This window comes from Campylobacter sp. RM16189 (genome assembly GCF_012978815.1).
Classification (GTDB): domain Bacteria; phylum Campylobacterota; class Campylobacteria; order Campylobacterales; family Campylobacteraceae; genus Campylobacter_A.
Map to the genome: position 1 here is coordinate 36256 of NZ_LIWR01000001.1, position 16249 is coordinate 52504.

General features: G+C 35.5%; 19 protein-coding genes. 12 read left to right on the forward strand and 7 right to left on the reverse strand.

What is annotated here, in order from left to right:
* The first annotated feature begins 40 nt into the window (after positions 1 to 40).
* From lpxC to recO, 12 genes are all read left to right on the forward strand, one after another.
* A complete protein-coding gene (gene lpxC / locus CDOM16189_RS00195; protein ID WP_169973345.1) occupies positions 41 to 925 on the forward strand; it encodes a UDP-3-O-acyl-N-acetylglucosamine deacetylase in 885 nt (294 codons plus the stop codon).
* A gap of 83 nt (positions 926 to 1008) precedes the next feature.
* Positions 1009 to 1377: a glycoprotease gene (locus tag CDOM16189_RS00200; RefSeq protein ID WP_349304313.1), complete on the forward strand. Its 369-nt coding sequence runs from the start codon at positions 1009 to 1011 to the stop codon at positions 1375 to 1377.
* 8 nt (positions 1378 to 1385) lie between these two features.
* Positions 1386 to 2270, forward strand: coding sequence for a homoserine kinase (gene thrB, locus CDOM16189_RS00205; protein WP_169973347.1), 885 nt, complete (start codon positions 1386 to 1388; stop codon positions 2268 to 2270).
* Between the two features lie 276 nt (positions 2271 to 2546).
* Positions 2547 to 5249, forward strand: coding sequence for a translation initiation factor IF-2 (infB, locus tag CDOM16189_RS00215; protein WP_169973351.1), 2703 nt, complete (start codon positions 2547 to 2549; stop codon positions 5247 to 5249).
* Positions 5246 to 5617 (forward strand): 30S ribosome-binding factor RbfA, encoded by a 372-nt coding sequence (rbfA, locus tag CDOM16189_RS00220; protein ID WP_169973353.1) that lies wholly within the window; start codon positions 5246 to 5248, stop codon positions 5615 to 5617. Before infB ends, rbfA begins: the two co-directional genes overlap by 4 nt.
* The gene (rimP, locus tag CDOM16189_RS00225) at positions 5604 to 6032 is read left to right on the forward strand and encodes a ribosome maturation factor RimP (protein ID WP_169973355.1); all 429 of its coding nucleotides are present in this window, start codon (positions 5604 to 5606) and stop codon (positions 6030 to 6032) included. The genes rbfA and rimP overlap by 14 nt, the downstream gene beginning before the upstream one ends.
* Before the next feature lie 127 nt (positions 6033 to 6159).
* Entirely contained in the window at positions 6160 to 7065 is a 906-nt protein-coding gene (accD, locus tag CDOM16189_RS00230; protein WP_169973357.1) for an acetyl-CoA carboxylase, carboxyltransferase subunit beta, read from the forward strand.
* A gap of 3 nt (positions 7066 to 7068) precedes the next feature.
* On the forward strand, positions 7069 to 7524 hold the full coding sequence (locus CDOM16189_RS00235; protein ID WP_169973359.1) for a 23S rRNA (pseudouridine(1915)-N(3))-methyltransferase RlmH: 456 nt from the start codon (positions 7069 to 7071) through the stop codon (positions 7522 to 7524).
* A gap of 9 nt (positions 7525 to 7533) precedes the next feature.
* On the forward strand, positions 7534 to 7890 hold the full coding sequence (gene dksA / locus CDOM16189_RS00240) for an RNA polymerase-binding protein DksA (RefSeq protein WP_169973360.1): 357 nt from the start codon (positions 7534 to 7536) through the stop codon (positions 7888 to 7890).
* Between the two features lie 9 nt (positions 7891 to 7899).
* Complete coding sequence (locus CDOM16189_RS00245; RefSeq protein WP_169973362.1) at positions 7900 to 8901, forward strand: LapA family protein; 1002 nt, start codon at positions 7900 to 7902, stop codon at positions 8899 to 8901.
* Positions 8898 to 9824, forward strand: a complete 927-nt coding sequence (locus CDOM16189_RS00250) for a tRNA dihydrouridine synthase (RefSeq protein ID WP_169973364.1) — start codon at positions 8898 to 8900, stop codon at positions 9822 to 9824. Before CDOM16189_RS00245 ends, CDOM16189_RS00250 begins: the two co-directional genes overlap by 4 nt.
* Positions 9825 to 10439, forward strand: a complete 615-nt coding sequence (gene recO, locus CDOM16189_RS00255; protein ID WP_169973366.1) for a recombination protein RecO — start codon at positions 9825 to 9827, stop codon at positions 10437 to 10439.
* On the opposite strand, the gene CDOM16189_RS00260 is transcribed toward recO, so the two are convergent.
* From CDOM16189_RS00260 to tolB, 7 genes are all read right to left on the reverse strand, one after another.
* Positions 10436 to 11191 carry a tRNA 2-thiocytidine biosynthesis TtcA family protein gene (locus tag CDOM16189_RS00260; RefSeq protein WP_169973368.1) on the reverse strand — a complete coding sequence of 252 codons (756 nt, stop codon included), beginning with the start codon at positions 11189 to 11191 and terminating at the stop codon, positions 10436 to 10438. The genes recO and CDOM16189_RS00260 overlap by 4 nt on opposite strands.
* Positions 11188 to 11871 carry a 5'-methylthioadenosine/adenosylhomocysteine nucleosidase gene (locus tag CDOM16189_RS00265; RefSeq protein ID WP_170000672.1) on the reverse strand — a complete coding sequence of 228 codons (684 nt, stop codon included), beginning with the start codon at positions 11869 to 11871 and terminating at the stop codon, positions 11188 to 11190. Before CDOM16189_RS00265 ends, CDOM16189_RS00260 begins: the two co-directional genes overlap by 4 nt.
* Positions 11868 to 12794 (reverse strand): ACP S-malonyltransferase, encoded by a 927-nt coding sequence (fabD, locus tag CDOM16189_RS00270; RefSeq protein WP_170000673.1) that lies wholly within the window; start codon positions 12792 to 12794, stop codon positions 11868 to 11870. The genes CDOM16189_RS00265 and fabD overlap by 4 nt, the downstream gene beginning before the upstream one ends.
* Positions 12795 to 12803: 9 nt before the next feature.
* Entirely contained in the window at positions 12804 to 13451 is a 648-nt protein-coding gene (locus CDOM16189_RS00275) for an FKBP-type peptidyl-prolyl cis-trans isomerase (RefSeq protein ID WP_502707243.1), read from the reverse strand.
* Positions 13452 to 13512: 61 nt separating this feature from the next.
* Positions 13513 to 14385, reverse strand: a complete 873-nt coding sequence (locus CDOM16189_RS00280; RefSeq protein WP_169973374.1) for a tol-pal system YbgF family protein — start codon at positions 14383 to 14385, stop codon at positions 13513 to 13515.
* 6 nt (positions 14386 to 14391) lie between these two features.
* Positions 14392 to 14913, reverse strand: a complete 522-nt coding sequence (locus CDOM16189_RS00285) for an OmpA family protein (RefSeq protein WP_170000674.1) — start codon at positions 14911 to 14913, stop codon at positions 14392 to 14394.
* Between the two features lie 51 nt (positions 14914 to 14964).
* Positions 14965 to 16239, reverse strand: coding sequence for a Tol-Pal system protein TolB (gene tolB, locus CDOM16189_RS00290; protein ID WP_169973378.1), 1275 nt, complete (start codon positions 16237 to 16239; stop codon positions 14965 to 14967).
* Between the last annotated feature and the right edge of the window lie 10 nt (positions 16240 to 16249).

Below are 16249 nucleotides of genomic sequence, written 5' to 3' on the forward strand. Positions count from 1 at the left end.
TGTATAATACGAAAAATTTAGAAAATTTAAAAGGAAAATTTTGCAACAAACAACTATAAAAAAGGCTGTAGAAGGTGTTGGAATAGGTCTTCACAAGGGTGAGCCGATAAAAATAATCTTAGAGCCTATGAGTGCAAATACAGGTATAGTTTTTTATAGAAAAGATCTGGGTATAAGTTTTAAAGCGGAACCAAAAAATGTTATAAATACTCAAATGGCAACTGTTATAGGCTCTCAAAAAGGCTATATATCGACAATAGAGCATCTGTTGTCTGCAATTAGCGGATACGGAATAGACAATATACGTATAGTTCTTGACGCAAACGAGGTTCCCGTAATGGACGGAAGTGCAATAAGCTACTGCATGATGCTTGATGAAGCCGGCACTGCTAAACTCAATGATCACAAAAGAGTAATTATAATAAAAAAAGAGGTTGAAGTCAGCAAGAACGGTAAATTTGCCAAAGTGACGCCGTCAAAAAATCCAAAATTTGATTTTACAATCAAATTTGATCACCCTATAATAGGCGAACAAAGATACCTGTTTGAGTTTAGCAAAAGTGCATTTATAGAGGAGATTGCCAGAGCTAGAACTTTTGGATTTTTAAAAGATGTTCAGATGCTAAGAGCCAATAATCTAGCCCTTGGTGGAAGTCTTGATAATGCCGTAGTAATAGATGATACTAGGATTTTAAACCCGGAAGGACTTAGGTTTGAAAACGAATTCGTAAGACACAAAATCTTAGATGCAATTGGAGATCTTAGCCTAATGGGCGCTCCTTTAATGGCTGATTATACATCTTTTGCTGGAAGCCATGAGCTAAATCACGAACTTACTTTAGCGATTTTAAGTGATGCTAAAAACTATGAAGTTGTGACCCTAAAAGATCAGCTATCACTTGAATACCAAAAGGTATTTGCATAAAAAATATCCAAATTTTAGTCATAGCGCTCACTTCTCCACTTTTATTTGGTATATATGATGAAAAAGGTGAGTTTATACAAGAGATACAAAGTGATAAAAAATCCGATGAGGCTTTAATAGAAATAATAGATGAAATTTTAAATAAAAACAGATATAAAATTTCAAAAATAATCTATGCAAATGGCCCCGGAAGCTTTATGGGTATAAAAGTTTCATATATAATTTTAAAGACATTAAGCATCATAAAAGAGTGTGAGTTTTACGCAGTAAGCGGTTTTGAACTAAATGACAATGCACCTATACGTGCAAATAAGGCGCTAAGTTTTGTTAAATTTCAAGACGAGATTAGGTTGGAAAAAACTGAAGCAGGAAATTTCAAACTCCCATCAAATTTAGATGTTTTAAATTTAAATTTTGATACTCTACCAAACTATATTATCCAAGCGGTTTAGGAGTTGTTTTGACTATCAGTGTTCCTGCAACAAGTGCAAATTTAGGTCCTGGCTTTGATGCCTTAGGACTTGCTTTGAGTTTATATAACGAAATTGATATAAAAAGAGCAAATTTTTCATCAATATCCATAATAGGCGAAGGCGCAGAAAATATAAAACTCAAAAAAAATAATCTTTTTCTATCAATTTTTAATGAAATTTATTATGAACTAACAGGCAAAAAAGATAGTTTTAGAATAGTTTTTAAAAATCATATTCCATTTTCTCGTGGTCTTGGGAGCTCATCTGCAGTTATTACCTCCGCGATTGCTTTGGCTTACGCTATGGCTGAGTTTAAGGTCGATAAAAACGTAGTATTAAATAGATCCTTAGTATATGAAAATCATCCTGACAATATCTCTCCAGCAGTTCTTGGAGGCTTTGTAACCTCTGTGGTGCATAATAATCAGGTAAATTCCATTAAAAAAGCTATAGGAGACGATATTAAAGCCGTGGTGGTTATTCCAGATAAACCGATGAGCACAAAAGAATCTCGCACAAAACTGCCTAAACACTACTCAATGAGTAAATGCGTGAGTAATCTATCTCATTCAGCATTTTTAACGGCCTGTTTCTTAGAAGAAAAATACGATCTTTTAAAAATAGCATCAAAAGATATGATGCATGAAGAACTTAGAATGCAAACTCTTCCTGAGCTCTTTGATGTTCGTAAAACGGCTTATGAAAACGGGGCTTTGATGAGCACACTATCTGGAAGTGGTTCGACATTTTTAAATATAACTTATAAATCAGATGCCGCTAATCTACAAGAGAGACTAAAAGATAAATTTAAAAATTTTAGAGTTGAAATTTTATCATTTGATAATAACGGATTTATCATCTCAAAAAGCTAAAAAAAAGCAAACAAAAGTTATAATATATGGTTAAAAATTATATTCCCATTAGAATGTGCGTAGTTTGTAAGATAAGATTCAAACAATATGATTTACGCAGATTTCGCATCATTAATTCTTCACTTTTTTTTGGTAGCGGAAATGGAAGAAGTTTTTATATATGTGAAGACTGTTTAAAAAAAGATGAAAAAAATTTGAAAAAATCGCTCGGCAGAGTGGCGGGAAATTTTATCGCCACCTTAAAAAATGGGCAAATTTTAAAGGAGATACTCTTAAATGGGGACTGTTCGTATTTCAGAGATAGCAAATGAGCTAGGTTATCCTAGCAAAGAAATTGTAGAAAAGGCTAATGAGCTAGGGTTAAAAGTAAAAACACACTCCAGCGGAGTTACGCCTGAAGAGGCCGAGGCGCTATATACATATGTGCAGACAGGAGAAATTCCGGAAAGTTTTAAGAAAAAGCCTGAAAAGAAAAAATCCGAGCCTAAAAAATCAGCCCCAAAACAGACAAAAGAGCAAAAAGAGAACAAAGATACTAAAAAAGAGTCTTCTAAAACCACCAAAAAAGATGATAAGGTAGCAGAAAAAACTCTTAAAACAGGGCAAGCTTCAACAAAACAACCTAAAGAAAAAGTAGAAATTCCTGAAATAAAATCTGAAATAGAAACAAAAGAAAATACAAGACAAAAAGAGGATAAGCAACCTGAAAAACCTGTCATAGTTGAAAAAAAACTTGAAGCAAAAGAGAGCCTAGCTGACGTAAGTCTTCAAAAAAGAAGAGGACTTATGATAGTTAAGAAAAAGAAAGAAGAGCCTGCGACTACTCCAAGACCTATAAAACAAGCAGAAAAAACCGAAAACGAGCCTATTAGAAATTTAGAGAGTATGTTCTCATTTAATAACGCAGAATCTACGCTTAAAAAGAAAAAAAAAGAGAAAAAACCTGTAATTGCAACTAAAAAAGATGGGATCCAAAAAGTCGATCTCTTAAGTGATAGAGATCTAGCCGATATAGTTTTAGAAGATGAGGATGTAGTGGTTCTGCCTGATTTTTCAGTAAGAACGCCTGCTCCACAGCCGACTCAAAAAACTAAACAGACAAATATATATAAGCCGTCTTTAAATAACTCGATAGGATCTTTTTTAGAGCAAGGCATAAGCAGGCGCTCGAGAAAAAAACATAAAAAAGTTTCAAAAGACTCAAATAACAGCGAGACAATAACATCTATTGAGATCCCAAAAGAGATACGTGTATATGAATTTGCTGAGAAGTTAAATAAACAGCCTAGTGAGATTATTAGCAAACTGTTTATGCTAGGTATGATGACTACTAAAAACGACTTTTTAGACGAGGATTCGATAGAAATTCTAGCCGATGAATTTGGAGTGGAAATAAATATTGTAGATATTCAAGAGGCGTTTGACTACGTAAAGGCATACGATGAGCAAAACGGGGAAGAAAATTTAACTCAAAGAGCTCCTGTTATAACGATAATGGGTCACGTTGATCACGGTAAAACATCTTTGCTTGACTATATAAGAAACTCACGCGTAGCATCCGGAGAAGCTGGCGGTATAACCCAGCACGTAGGCGCATATATGGTTAACAAAAATAATCGAAACATAACATTTATAGACACTCCTGGCCACGAGGCCTTTACTGCCATGAGAGCTAGAGGGGCAGGAGTAACAGATATAGTTATAATAGTCGTTGCTGCCGACGATGGAGTAAAACCACAGACAAAAGAGGCCATTAGTCATGCTAAGGCTGCAAATGTACCTATTATAATAGCTATCAATAAGATGGATAAAGAGGCAGCAAATCCGGACAAAGTAAAAAGCGAACTCGCAGATCTTGACATACTATCTACCGAATGGGGCGGAGCATATGAATTTGTTCCTATTTCAGCAAAAACAGGAATGGGTATAGAAGACCTATTGGAGATAGTGCTTCTGCAAGCAGACATTCTGGAACTTAAGGCAAATGCGAAAGCAAATGCGAAAGCTACCATAATAGAAAGCTCGCAACAAAAAGGCAGGGGACCTGTTGCAACCATAATCGTAGAAAACGGTACTTTAAAAGTTGGAGATACTGTAGTGGCAGGAGTGGCCTACGGTAAAATAAGAAGCATAACAGACGATAAAGCCAATGTTTTAAAAGAGATAAAGCCCGGTGAATGTGGCGTAATAATGGGTTTAAGTGAAATTCCTGAGGCGGGAGAGACTCTAATAAGTGTTAAAACAGACAAAGAGGCTCGCGAATATGCTCAGAAAAAGGCAGAATACCTACGTCAAAAAGAGCTTAGTAAGACTACAAAAGTAAGCCTTGAAGAGCTTAGTGAAAAGATTGCGGAAGGTGAGCTAAAATCACTGCCTGTTATTGTAAAAGCAGATGTTGGCGGATCATTAGAAGCCATAAAATCAAGTCTTGAAAAACTAAGAAATGATGAGATTAAGGTAAATATTATACACTCTGGAGTAGGCGGAATAACTCAAAGTGACGTAGCTTTGGCAAAAGCCAGTGAAAATAGTGTAATCTTAGGATTTAACATACGCCCAACCGGAGAGATAAAAGAAAAAGCGAAAGAAAGCGGAATAGAGATTAAAACATATAATGTAATCTATAACCTTCTAGATGATGTTAAAGTGCTACTGAGCGGATTAATGTCACCTATATTACGAGAAGAGCACTTAGGACAAGCTCAAGTTCGCCAAGTAATAAATGTGCCAAAAATAGGTGCTATAGCTGGATGTATGGTAACAGAAGGCAGTATAAACAGAGGAGCAAAAATAAGGCTCATTAGAAATGGTATAGTAGTTCATGAAGGTACGGTAAGCTCACTAAAACGCTTTAAAGACGACGTTCGCGAGGTGGCAAAAGGCTATGAGTGTGGCGTAGGAATAGACGGATATAATGATATAAGAGAGGGTGATTATATAGAAAGCTTTAAAGAGATTGAGGAGCAAGCGACTCTATGAATTCAGCCGAAATTAAAAGACTAAGAACCGAAAGTGTGTTGAAAGAGCTTATTCCTGAAGCTCTTGCGACTTTAGAGGATGAGTTTTTAAGAGGTCTTTGCGTAACTGATGTAGAGTGCAAAAAAGGTAGATATGACGCCTTTGTATATCTTGATAAGATGGCGTTTGACGACAAAGAACAAGCCTATGTATTAAGTCACTTAAAACGCATATCAAAATATCTACAAAACCACTGCATGGAAGCTGAAGGTTGGTATAGATGCCCGAATTTTCACTTCAAATTTGATGATAGGCTAGAGTATCAAAATCATATGGATAGTTTGTTTGATAAAATTTCAAAGGATTTAGATAAAAATGCAAAATCTTGAAAAACTAATTAAAGAGTGCGGGGTAGAGCTTTATGATACCGAACTAGCCAATGAAAACGGCAAAACTATTTACAGAATTTATATTACTAAAAAAGATGGAGTAAATTTAGACGACTGTGAAAAAGTATCGAGATTACTTTCACCTATCTTTGATGTAGAACCACCCGTTAATGGTGACTACACTCTTGAAGTTAGCAGTCCCGGACTTGAAAGAAAGCTCGAAACAATCGCTCATTTTAGCTCAAGCATAGGAGAGCTTGTAAAAATTACAGCCTCAATCGATGGAGGAAATCAAAAACTAAAAGGTAAAATTTTAGCCGTAAATGACGATGAAATAGATCTTGAAGTAGACAATAAACCTATCAAAATAAAAATTTCAGACATCAAAAAAGCAAAAACATACATAGAGTGGTAAAATAAATTTTACTACAAACTTTAAATATATAAAATTTAAATTTAACTAATTTAACAATCAAATATAAGCAAATACAATGCTAAAATTAGATATAATCGCATAATTTTTATATTTAAGTAGGTAGAAAATGGGCTTTTTAGATATTTTTTCAAAAACAAGAAATCAATCATCTCCGAGTGAAGCTCCTGCGCACTGGGTAAAGTGCGAAAGCTGCCACTCATTAATGTATTATAAAGAGGTAGAAGCCTGCTTTAACGTATGCCCGAAATGCGGATACCATATGAGACTCAAACCTCAAAGAAGAATAGAGCTTTTATGCGACCCTGAAACCTTTGTAGAATTTGATAAAAACTTAAAACCTGTAGATCCGCTTAAATTTGTGGATAAAAAATCATACAAAAAGCGTATCAATGAGAGCGAAGAGAAAACTGGAAGAAGCAGTGCCGTAATATGCGGCGAAGCAAAAATAGACAATATGGACGTACAGCTTGTGGTCTTTGACTTTAGTTTCATGGGTGGAAGCCTAGGCTCAGTAGAAGGTGAAAAGATAGTTAGAGCTATCAAAAGATCCATAGACAAAAAACACCCGCTTATAATAATCTCGGCATCAGGCGGAGCAAGAATGCAAGAAAGCACATTTTCTTTAATGCAGATGTCAAAGACTTCCGCAGCGTTAAAACTGCTTGATGAGGCTAAGGTACCCTATATATCGATACTAACAGATCCTACAATGGGTGGAGTTAGTGCTAGTTTTGCTTGGCTTGGAGATATTATCATAGCAGAACCTGGCGCACTTATAGGATTTGCTGGGCAAAGAGTTATCAAGCAAACTATAGGCTCAGATCTTCCGGAAGGATTTCAAAGATCTGAATTTTTGCTTGAACACGGACTGATAGACGCTATAGTTGAAAGAAAAGATCATAAAAAATTTGTAAGTGATATGATAAGGCTTCTATCGAATTCTAAGCCTGTAAAAGAAGAGAGTGCCGAGCTTATTTTGCAAAACAATGATAATGATGAAGAGGAAGAGTAGGTATTGGAAATTTCTGTCTTCTCGATACAAAAATCCAAAGCTGATAACTTTGAAAACGAGATAAAAGAGTATATAAAAATGTCATCAAAATTTGCCAAAATTTCTGATATAACTATATTCAATGAAAAAATCGCCAAAGCTCAAAGTGCCAGAAGCGAATCGGCATTAAAAAGCTATGATGATATTTATGAGCCAAATTTAAAGGGTTTTTGTATAGCACTTGACGAAAAGGGCGAAAAGCTTGATAGTATTCAATTTGCTAAAATTTTAGAAAGCAATTCGCAAATTTCATTTTTTATAGGTGGAGCTTATGGGCTTAGTCAAAATTTCAAACAAAAAGTGGATAAAATTATAAGTCTGAGCCCTCTTACAATGGCTCATAAAATAGCCAAACTAATACTTTTTGAACAAATTTTTAGGGCTCTTTGTATAAATGCAAATCACCCATATCATAAGTAAAGGAAACAGATGCGCAAAAGCGATCTAGAACTTTTTAAATCTATTTTGGAAGAGAGAAAAATCCAAATCAAGAAAAATATACTTGATGCAAGTAACGAGTTGGCAGCTCTTAGAGATAGCGGCATAAGCGATGAATTTGATATAGCAACTGTAAATGCCGATCAGCTAATAGAACAATCAATAAGTGCACAACAAAGATACGAATTGGCCGCTATAGACGTAGCCCTTAGCAAGATAACCAACAAGACTTACGGAATTTGTGAAATGTGTGAAGAAGATATTGGAATACCAAGACTTAAAGTAAAACCTCATGCAAGATATTGTATAGTTTGTAGAGAGATAGTCGAAAAAACATCTAAAAAATAGGGGATTGTTATGAAAACTAGACGTTTTATAGTTTATAGTTTAATTTATATAGTATTAGTCGGCATTTTTGTATATTCACTAGATGCCTCAGAGCATACTTTTAACTTTCTTGAGTATTCACTTACTCTTCCACTTGCTGCATGGATAGTAATCCCTATTGCTATATTTGCTATACTCTCCATAGTCCATATTGCATATCATGGATTTGAAATATATGTATTTAAACGCTCAATAAAAAAAGACGAGCATCTTTATAACGAGCTAGCGAAGGAAGTCTTTTTAGGGCTTGATACAAACAAAGAGTTTAAAACAGAGCTTTACAAAACACCTTCGCAGACAACTAAAATTTTATCACCTTGGAAAAAATATGACCAAATTGCAGTTAGCAACGATGAGTTAGATAGTGTAGTAAAAATTGTAAAGGGTGCCCAAAATGGAGAAGTTATGGACCTAAAGAAATTTAAACTACCAAAAGACAATAAACTATTCATACAAAATGAGCTAAATAAGCTAGAAAAGATACCAAACTACTTCGTTGAAGTGGTAAAAAGCTATCAAGAGTTAAATGATGAAATTTCAAAAAAAGCAAACGAAAAACTCATTAGACTTGGCTCTTTTACAGATATTAAAAGATATGGGTTTGAAAAGAGCGGAGAAGAGGTCATGATCATGATAGATCGTTTTGTCAATGACGAGATAGATATGAACAGTGAAGAAATTTTTGAGATTTTAAACCACCACCAAATCACAAAAGAGCAGTATAATCACAGCGCTATCGTACTAAAAGATAAACTAGCTCCAGATACTCTTATTGGAATATTTGAAAGACTAAGAGGCTCTCATCAAGATGCTGAAGAGGCCTATTTGTACGTACTATTTGAACTGCAAATGATAGAGCGCATTCGTGAAATTTTAGAAAATTCAGATCCTTACGAGTATCAAAATTTTAGAATTTTACTCTACCTTAGAGAAAATGGCAGGATGGTGCCTGCAAATATGCTTTTTAGATGATAGATTTTAGCAAAAAGCCTATTTTTCTAGCCCCATTGGCAGGTTTTTCTGATCTGCCTTTAAGAAGCGTGGTAAAGAAATTTGGTTGTGATGTTACTATTAGCGAGATGATAAGTGCAAATGCCCTTGTATACGAGAGCTCCGAAAAAACTCTCGAGATGCTTAAAAAATCTCCGGAAGAGACTCCATATATCGTTCAAATAGCAGGAAGTGATGCTCAAATAATAAAAAAAGCGGTTGAAATTATCAATAAATTTGAAGGAATTGATGGCATAGATCTAAACTGCGGCTGTCCGGTTCCAAAAGTCGTGAAACAATCGGCAGGCTCGGCTCTTTTAAAAGATGTAGATAATCTAAAAAATATAGTAGAAACTATTAAAAAAACATCAAATAAAAAGATGCTTAGTGTCAAGATGAGGCTTGGATTTGATGAGAAAATTCCTGAAATTTTAGCAACGGCTGCAGAAGATGCGGGGGTTGACTTTATAAGCATTCACGGAAGAACAAGGGCTGGTGGATACAGTGCAGAGGTTGATTATGGCGCCATAAAAAGAGCAAAAGACTCCGTGAAAATACCAGTAGTTGCAAATGGCGATATAGACGAAAAAAACGCTAATGAAGTTTTTACACTGACAGGTTGTGATGCAATTATGATAGGGCGCGCAAGCATAGGTAAGCCATGGATATTTCATGAGATAAAAACTACAAATAAGGTAAGTAGTGAGCTCAAAAGAGAGATTATTTTGGCTCATTTTGATGCCATGATAAGCCACTACGGCTCTTATGGGGTATCTATTTTCAGAAAACATCTGCATCAATACTCCAAAGGAATTGATGGGGCAAGCAATTTTAGAGATGAGATAAACAGAATAAATGATATAGGACTTATGCGAGATAAGATCGAGGATTTCTTCACAATTTAAATGCAAGGCTACATAATCCACACACAAAAAGTCAAGGACGAGGATATGATAGTCTATCTCTTGACTTCAAATTCACTCATCAAATGCTATAGGTTTTACGGTGCACGCCATCCTAGTATTATGCAGGGATATAAAATAGACTTCGAGCTTGTAGAGAGTGCAAATTTTTTGCCACATCTTAGGAGTGTATTACACCTTGGCTTTAGCTGGCTGATTTTACGAGAACGACTAATAATTTGGCAGCAGTTTATGCGCCTATTTTACACACATTTAAAAGATGTGGAGCATATTGACGAAATATATTTTCAAGAAGTTGAGCTTTGTGCTCAAAGGCTTTTAAAACAAAATCCAAAACGCCTTATTATCGAGGCTTATGTACGAATTTTAGAGCATGAAGGAAGGCTTCACGATGAGCTCACCTGTTTTGTTTGTGACGAAAAAATAGAAAGCCACCTCTCTTTAGCAAGAGGTTTTTTACCCTCTCACTCAAATTGTTTTGGCAATTTAAATCTAAAATTTGAAAAAATCCAACATCTATTTAAGAAAAAATCTACGATTTTATTGGATGATAGAGAGATAAACGAGCTTTACAGTATAGTTTTGCAAGGATTTTAATAGTTTTCATCAGCACCAAAAAATGTATCCAAGTGAACATTTTCAAATGCAGCCTTTAAAGAGACGAAAAACTTATGATTTTCACTCTCTAAATTTGCAAGCATAGCCTTTGTTTCAGCTCTTGCTCTAGGTGCTTTGCCGCCATATGATCTAGCAGGACAGCTCTCCTCTTCATTCATCAAAGGAAGCTCATTTTTAATAGCACAATCCCTAATCTGTCGCTCTCTTACAAGTATTAAAGGCCTGATTATTGTCAAACCATTTTCAGCCTTATATCTTGGAGCCAAAGTTCTAAGTGCGCCATTATATGTAAAATTCATAAAAAAGCTCTCTGCAGCGTCATCAAGATGATGTGCTATGGCAATCTTATTAAATCCGTTTTCAAGAGCATAGGTGTATAGATAGCCTCTTCGCATACGACTGCAGAAGCTGCAAAATGTAGTATTTTCGCGTATCTTTTCTCTACCGAATTCAAAAATTTTAGTATCAATTACCTTGTAGGGAATTTGATGAATTTTAAAGTGCTCCTTTATAGGCTCAAGATTTTCGCCTATTCCGTAGCTTACTGTAACCGCTTCAAATTCCCAATTCAAAGGGCTTACTGAGCAAAAATGCTTAAGTAGGTGAGCAAGAGTCATGCTGTCTTTACCACCGCTTAGGGCAAGCAAAATTTTATCACCCTCTTCGAACATCTGATACTTCGCATTTGTCTGTCCGACTATACGAAGTATCTTTTTGCTCAGCTCTATCATAACTCCTCAACCATGGAGAGGATGAAATCTGCACTTATATTAGCAGAGCTTTGTAAGAATTCGTCAAAATCAAACTCTGCTCCGCCTCCAGCCTCATCGCTTATCGCACGCAGGATAAAAAACGGCACATTTAAGCTCTCACATACTAGGGCTACACTGGCACCTTCCATCTCTGTTGCATCGGCTTTAAATGTATTTTTTATCCAATCTTTTTTACTTTGTTCGCAAATAAACTGATCTCCAGTAGCTATAATTCCACTTTTTAAATTTATTCCCTTTTGCTTAGCAATTTTAGTAGCCAGGACATTTAAATTTACATCGCTTTTCATAAATATACTAGTGCCGGGCACAAATCCATGCGGATGGCCAAATGCTGTAATATCAAGATCATGTTGCACCAATGATTCGGCATACAACATGTCTTTGATTTTCAAATTTTCATTTAAAGCGCCGGCAACACCTGTAAAAAGCAACTTTTGAGCCTTAAATTTCTCAATCATTATTGTAGCCGTCAGGGCGGCATTTACTTTGCCTATCTTTGAATATGCTATTACAAGCTCTTTATCTTTAAATTTCGCCAAATAAAAGACATTATTCGCATAACGTATCTCTTCATAATCTTTTAAAGCGTCCAAAAGCGGAGTAATCTCTTCAGGCATTGCACCTAAAATCGCTATCATTTACCCTCCAAAAATACTAAAAATTCATCCAAGCTCTTAATATCCGTTATAGAATAGGTCGGTTTATCAGTGATCTTTTTATTGATCCCTTTTAGCACGCTTGAACCAAATTCTACAAAAATATCAATTTCACTTTGTGAATTTTGAATACTTTGTTTATATAAAACAGGTTTTACAAGCTGATCTTTTAATAAATTTAAAGCCTCATTCTTGCTACTATATGGTTTAGCAGTTGCGTTAGATATAACACTTTTAAATTTATCTTTTAATGTCGCCTCAAGATGGCTAACAAGACCTATGCTTGCACTACTAAGAATAGGGCAATGGCTGGCAACAGACATATTTAAAAGCATAGCCCTCTTTGCCCCAGCCTCTTTAAATACTGATTCAAATTTAACCAAATGCTCTCTAACTCCGGCTACGACTATCTGTCCATCACAGTTGTAATTTGCTGCGTAAATTTGCAAACCATCTTTTTGAGCGCCTACGCAAATTTCTTCGACAATTTGATCATTTAGTCCTAAAACAACCATCATAGACACATCTTTACCATTGCAAGCCTCTTGCATAAGCTTGCCTCTGATATTTACCACCTTAAGTGCATCTACAAAGTCAAATCCGCTATTTACAGCCAAGGCACTAAACTCTCCAAGAGAGTGTCCGAGGCTGAAATTTGGCTCTAAATTTAATTTTGATTTTAGAGCCAAATAGCACATTAAAGAATTTAAAACTATTGCAGGCTGAGTAAACTCACTCTGATTAATCAGCTCGTTCTCTTCAAAAAGAAGCTTCTTGAAATCTACGCTAAGAGCATCACTTGCATTATGCAAAAGCTCTTTAGCCTCATTGAAATTTTCATAAATTTCTTTGCCCATTCCAATGGCTTGAGACCCCTGACCAGGGAATATAAAAGAAAATTTCATTATAGTTTCTTAGTGATGATGTTTTCCGCAGCATCCGCCACCATCATTATGGTGGTGTCCTCCGCCACAACATCCACCTTCATCATCGTGGTGATGGTGTCCGCCACCGCAACATCCGCCTTCTTCATGATCATGGCCATGACCTCCGCAGCAGCCACCCTCTTTGTCTCCATGTCCACTACCGCATCCGCAAGCATGAGCATGAGCAACAACACCAGTAGCTATCTCATCTTCAGTGGCCTCTCTAACTTCTGTTATTTGAACGTTAAACTCTAGGTCTTTACCAGCATAAGGGTGATTAAAATCAACAGTGACTTCATTTTCGTCTATTTTTGCTACGGTAACGCGAACGTTTGAGCCGTCCTCTCCTTGTCCAAATAGCTCCATTCCCTCTTTGAGTTCAATTCCTGCGAATTGTTCTTTTGGTAATTTTTGAAGAGCACTCTCATCATAAAGTCCGCAAGCATCGGCCGCTTCTATAATAACTCTCTTTGTATCTCCGGCTTTTAGTGAGCTAACCTCATCCTCTAGCTTTTGTATTATGTGTCCTCTACCTGTCAAAAATGAAATTTGACCGCCTTCTTGCATGTTAGATTCTAAAATTTCACCTGTCTTAGCGTCTTTTAGTTCATAAAACATAGATATAACTTGATTCACACTTTCTCCTAAAAATTAAAATAAGTATGATTATATCGTAAATTTATTAATGTAAATTGACTTATCTATCAGGAGATGCTTTGGCTTCTTTACTTTCAGGATAGCCTAATTTCAATGCTTTATAAAATCGATTTGCGCTTTGAGTATCATTAATCTTATCGAAACTAATCGCAGTATGATATAGTAGTTTTGGTATATAATCAGCCTTATCGTAAAGAGTTATGCTTTGTTGATAATATTTGATAGCGTTATTGTATGCTTTTTGTTTATATGAAATTTCGCCAAGATAAAAATTTGCGGCAGCCGGCTTATGACCTTTTGTTATCAAAAATTCATATCTATCCTTAGCTTCATCCAGCTTTCCTTCATCAAAAAGCTTCTTAGCATCAGCTGCGACATCTTGAATTTTTTGCTTAGTAAAATCTGCTGAAGTCTGTTTATCTGACTCTTCAGACTTGTTTTTCGTAGATTTTGACTCCTCTTTAGCTGCATTTGATTTATCTATAAGTGTGCCGAGGTCTTTAAGAGTTTTTGTAATTTTTTTATTATTGGTTTCCTGAATCGCCCTAGTCTCTTCAGAGTATTTTTTTAGAACTTCAAGATCGTTTTTTAGACTATCTTCTTTATTTATTGTTTGGGCTTCAAGATCGTTTATGCGTTTTTCTAACCTGGATATTCGCTCATTAATGCCGTCCATAATACTTTGCAGACCTTCAATTCTCTCCTGTGCCCCGCTTAAACTAGACTCTACATCACCCATGTTTCTGCTTAAATTTTCTACGCGTTGCTTATTTTTAAGCAGAACTTTTTCACTATCGGTTAGACCATAAGGGTTTGTGCTATCTAAATTACCGGCATCAAATACTGAAATTTCAGCAGAGTATAAAATAGCGACTCCAAAAGACAGAGTCGCTATTTTCTTTAAATTTGTCATATTTTATTACGGAAGAACTTTGAATTCGGCACGTCTATTTTGTGCGTCGCAAGCTTTTGTTTTATCTGTACAAATAGGATTGCTCTCTCCATAGCTTACAACGGTAATTCTATCAGCAGCAACACCTTGTTTTACAAGAGCATCTTTTGTAGCCTTTGCTCTTTTTAGACCAAGAGCATAGTTATACTCATCACTTCCCCACTCGTCGCAATTTCCTTCTACTTTAATAGTTAGGTTTTTTGCATCTGCATGGTTAAATACACTAGCATTCATGTTTACAACCGATTGCATATCGCTTTTAATATTAAATTTATCAAAATCAAAATATACGTTTTTAACATGTCCTTCAACCATAGATATTAGTTGTTGTAATTTATCGCTAGCACTCATCATGCTATCGCTAGAACCCATGGTAGATACGCTACCTTGTTTAGAATCAGCACTCATATCAACCTCAGGGGCTTTTGAGCTACAACCGCTCATTAGTAAAGCTGCGACAACAGCAGAAGCTAAAGCTACTTTTTTCATTTTAATCCTTTGCAAAAATTTTAGTGATTATATCATATTTTTTTAATAAGATTACCAATCAATAGACTGTATTCTACCTATCTTTAGAGGAAATTGAAAACTCCTATTTTCATTTATGCGTATTATTCCTAGTGAGCTCTGACCTCCAAGTTCCTTAATAAACACTACACTTTGTCCGTCGCTAGAAAATCTAGGATATAAATTCTTTCCGCTTGCGGTAAGCTGCCTTATATAGTCTGTTTTGGTTGAAATCATATAGATATTAAAATCTCTGGTTCCAAATTCACTTTTTTCATTCTCTCTACTTGAATAAACTATATAGTTTTGATATGTACTTACAGAGTTATTGTTTTTACCGTGATATACCATCTGCTCGACAGCACCTCCTGCTATATTTTGTGAAAAAATATTAGGATAACCCAATCTGTCTGATACAAAAACTACCCTAGTATCATTATCCACAAAATTTCCATTTACATCTATACCTGTGTAGTTTGTTACCTGGGAAAGTCTTTTGGAATTTAAATCATATAGATATATATCAGGCTGATCTTGAGGTGCCATAGTAAGAAGCATCTTATCGCCACTTTGGCTAACATCAGAGGCCACAATCATACCGCCTTTAGTATCTAAAATTTTAGTTTTTTGACCTGTTGCTATATCAAATTTATATAAAATTATTTTAGAGCTGCTGTAGTCTGAATAATAAAATGCTTTCTGATCGGCTCCCGCCCATTTAGGGAATATATTAAGTCCTCCCCTAACAAGCACTTTTTGATAAGTTAAAGTGTAATCAGCTACTACGATTTCACTCTGTTTAGATCCTGTAGATTTGGAAAAAACTATAAATTTTTCCATCCAATTTACAGGAGGCATATTAAGCTCATTTACAAGCTCAACTATTGCTTTATGTGCTAAAAAAGGAAATTTAGCGCCATCATTCATGGTATAAATTCTCTCATATTGAGTTGTTGCGGTTTTAGCGTTTATGAGCTTAACTCTTAAGGTAAGTGATGTGTTTGGCATGCCTTCAAGAGCGTATCTAAAGATTAATTGAGCATTTTTATGGCTCATTACGTTTGTATTTGAATCCCCTTCATAACTGCTAGCGATATACTCATCTACAACCTCAAAATCAGAGCTTACCTTTAAATCGCCCAACATAATCTTATGGAATCTGTTTTTAAATGCCTGATCAGAAACCATAGTCGTAGCATCTTGAAGCACTATTTTAGGCAAAACCATACCTTTATTTATAATAGATATGGTAGCGTCGGCGGCAAATAAGCCTAAAGCAAAACTCAGTATCAAAATAATTTTTTTCATTTTTCCTCCA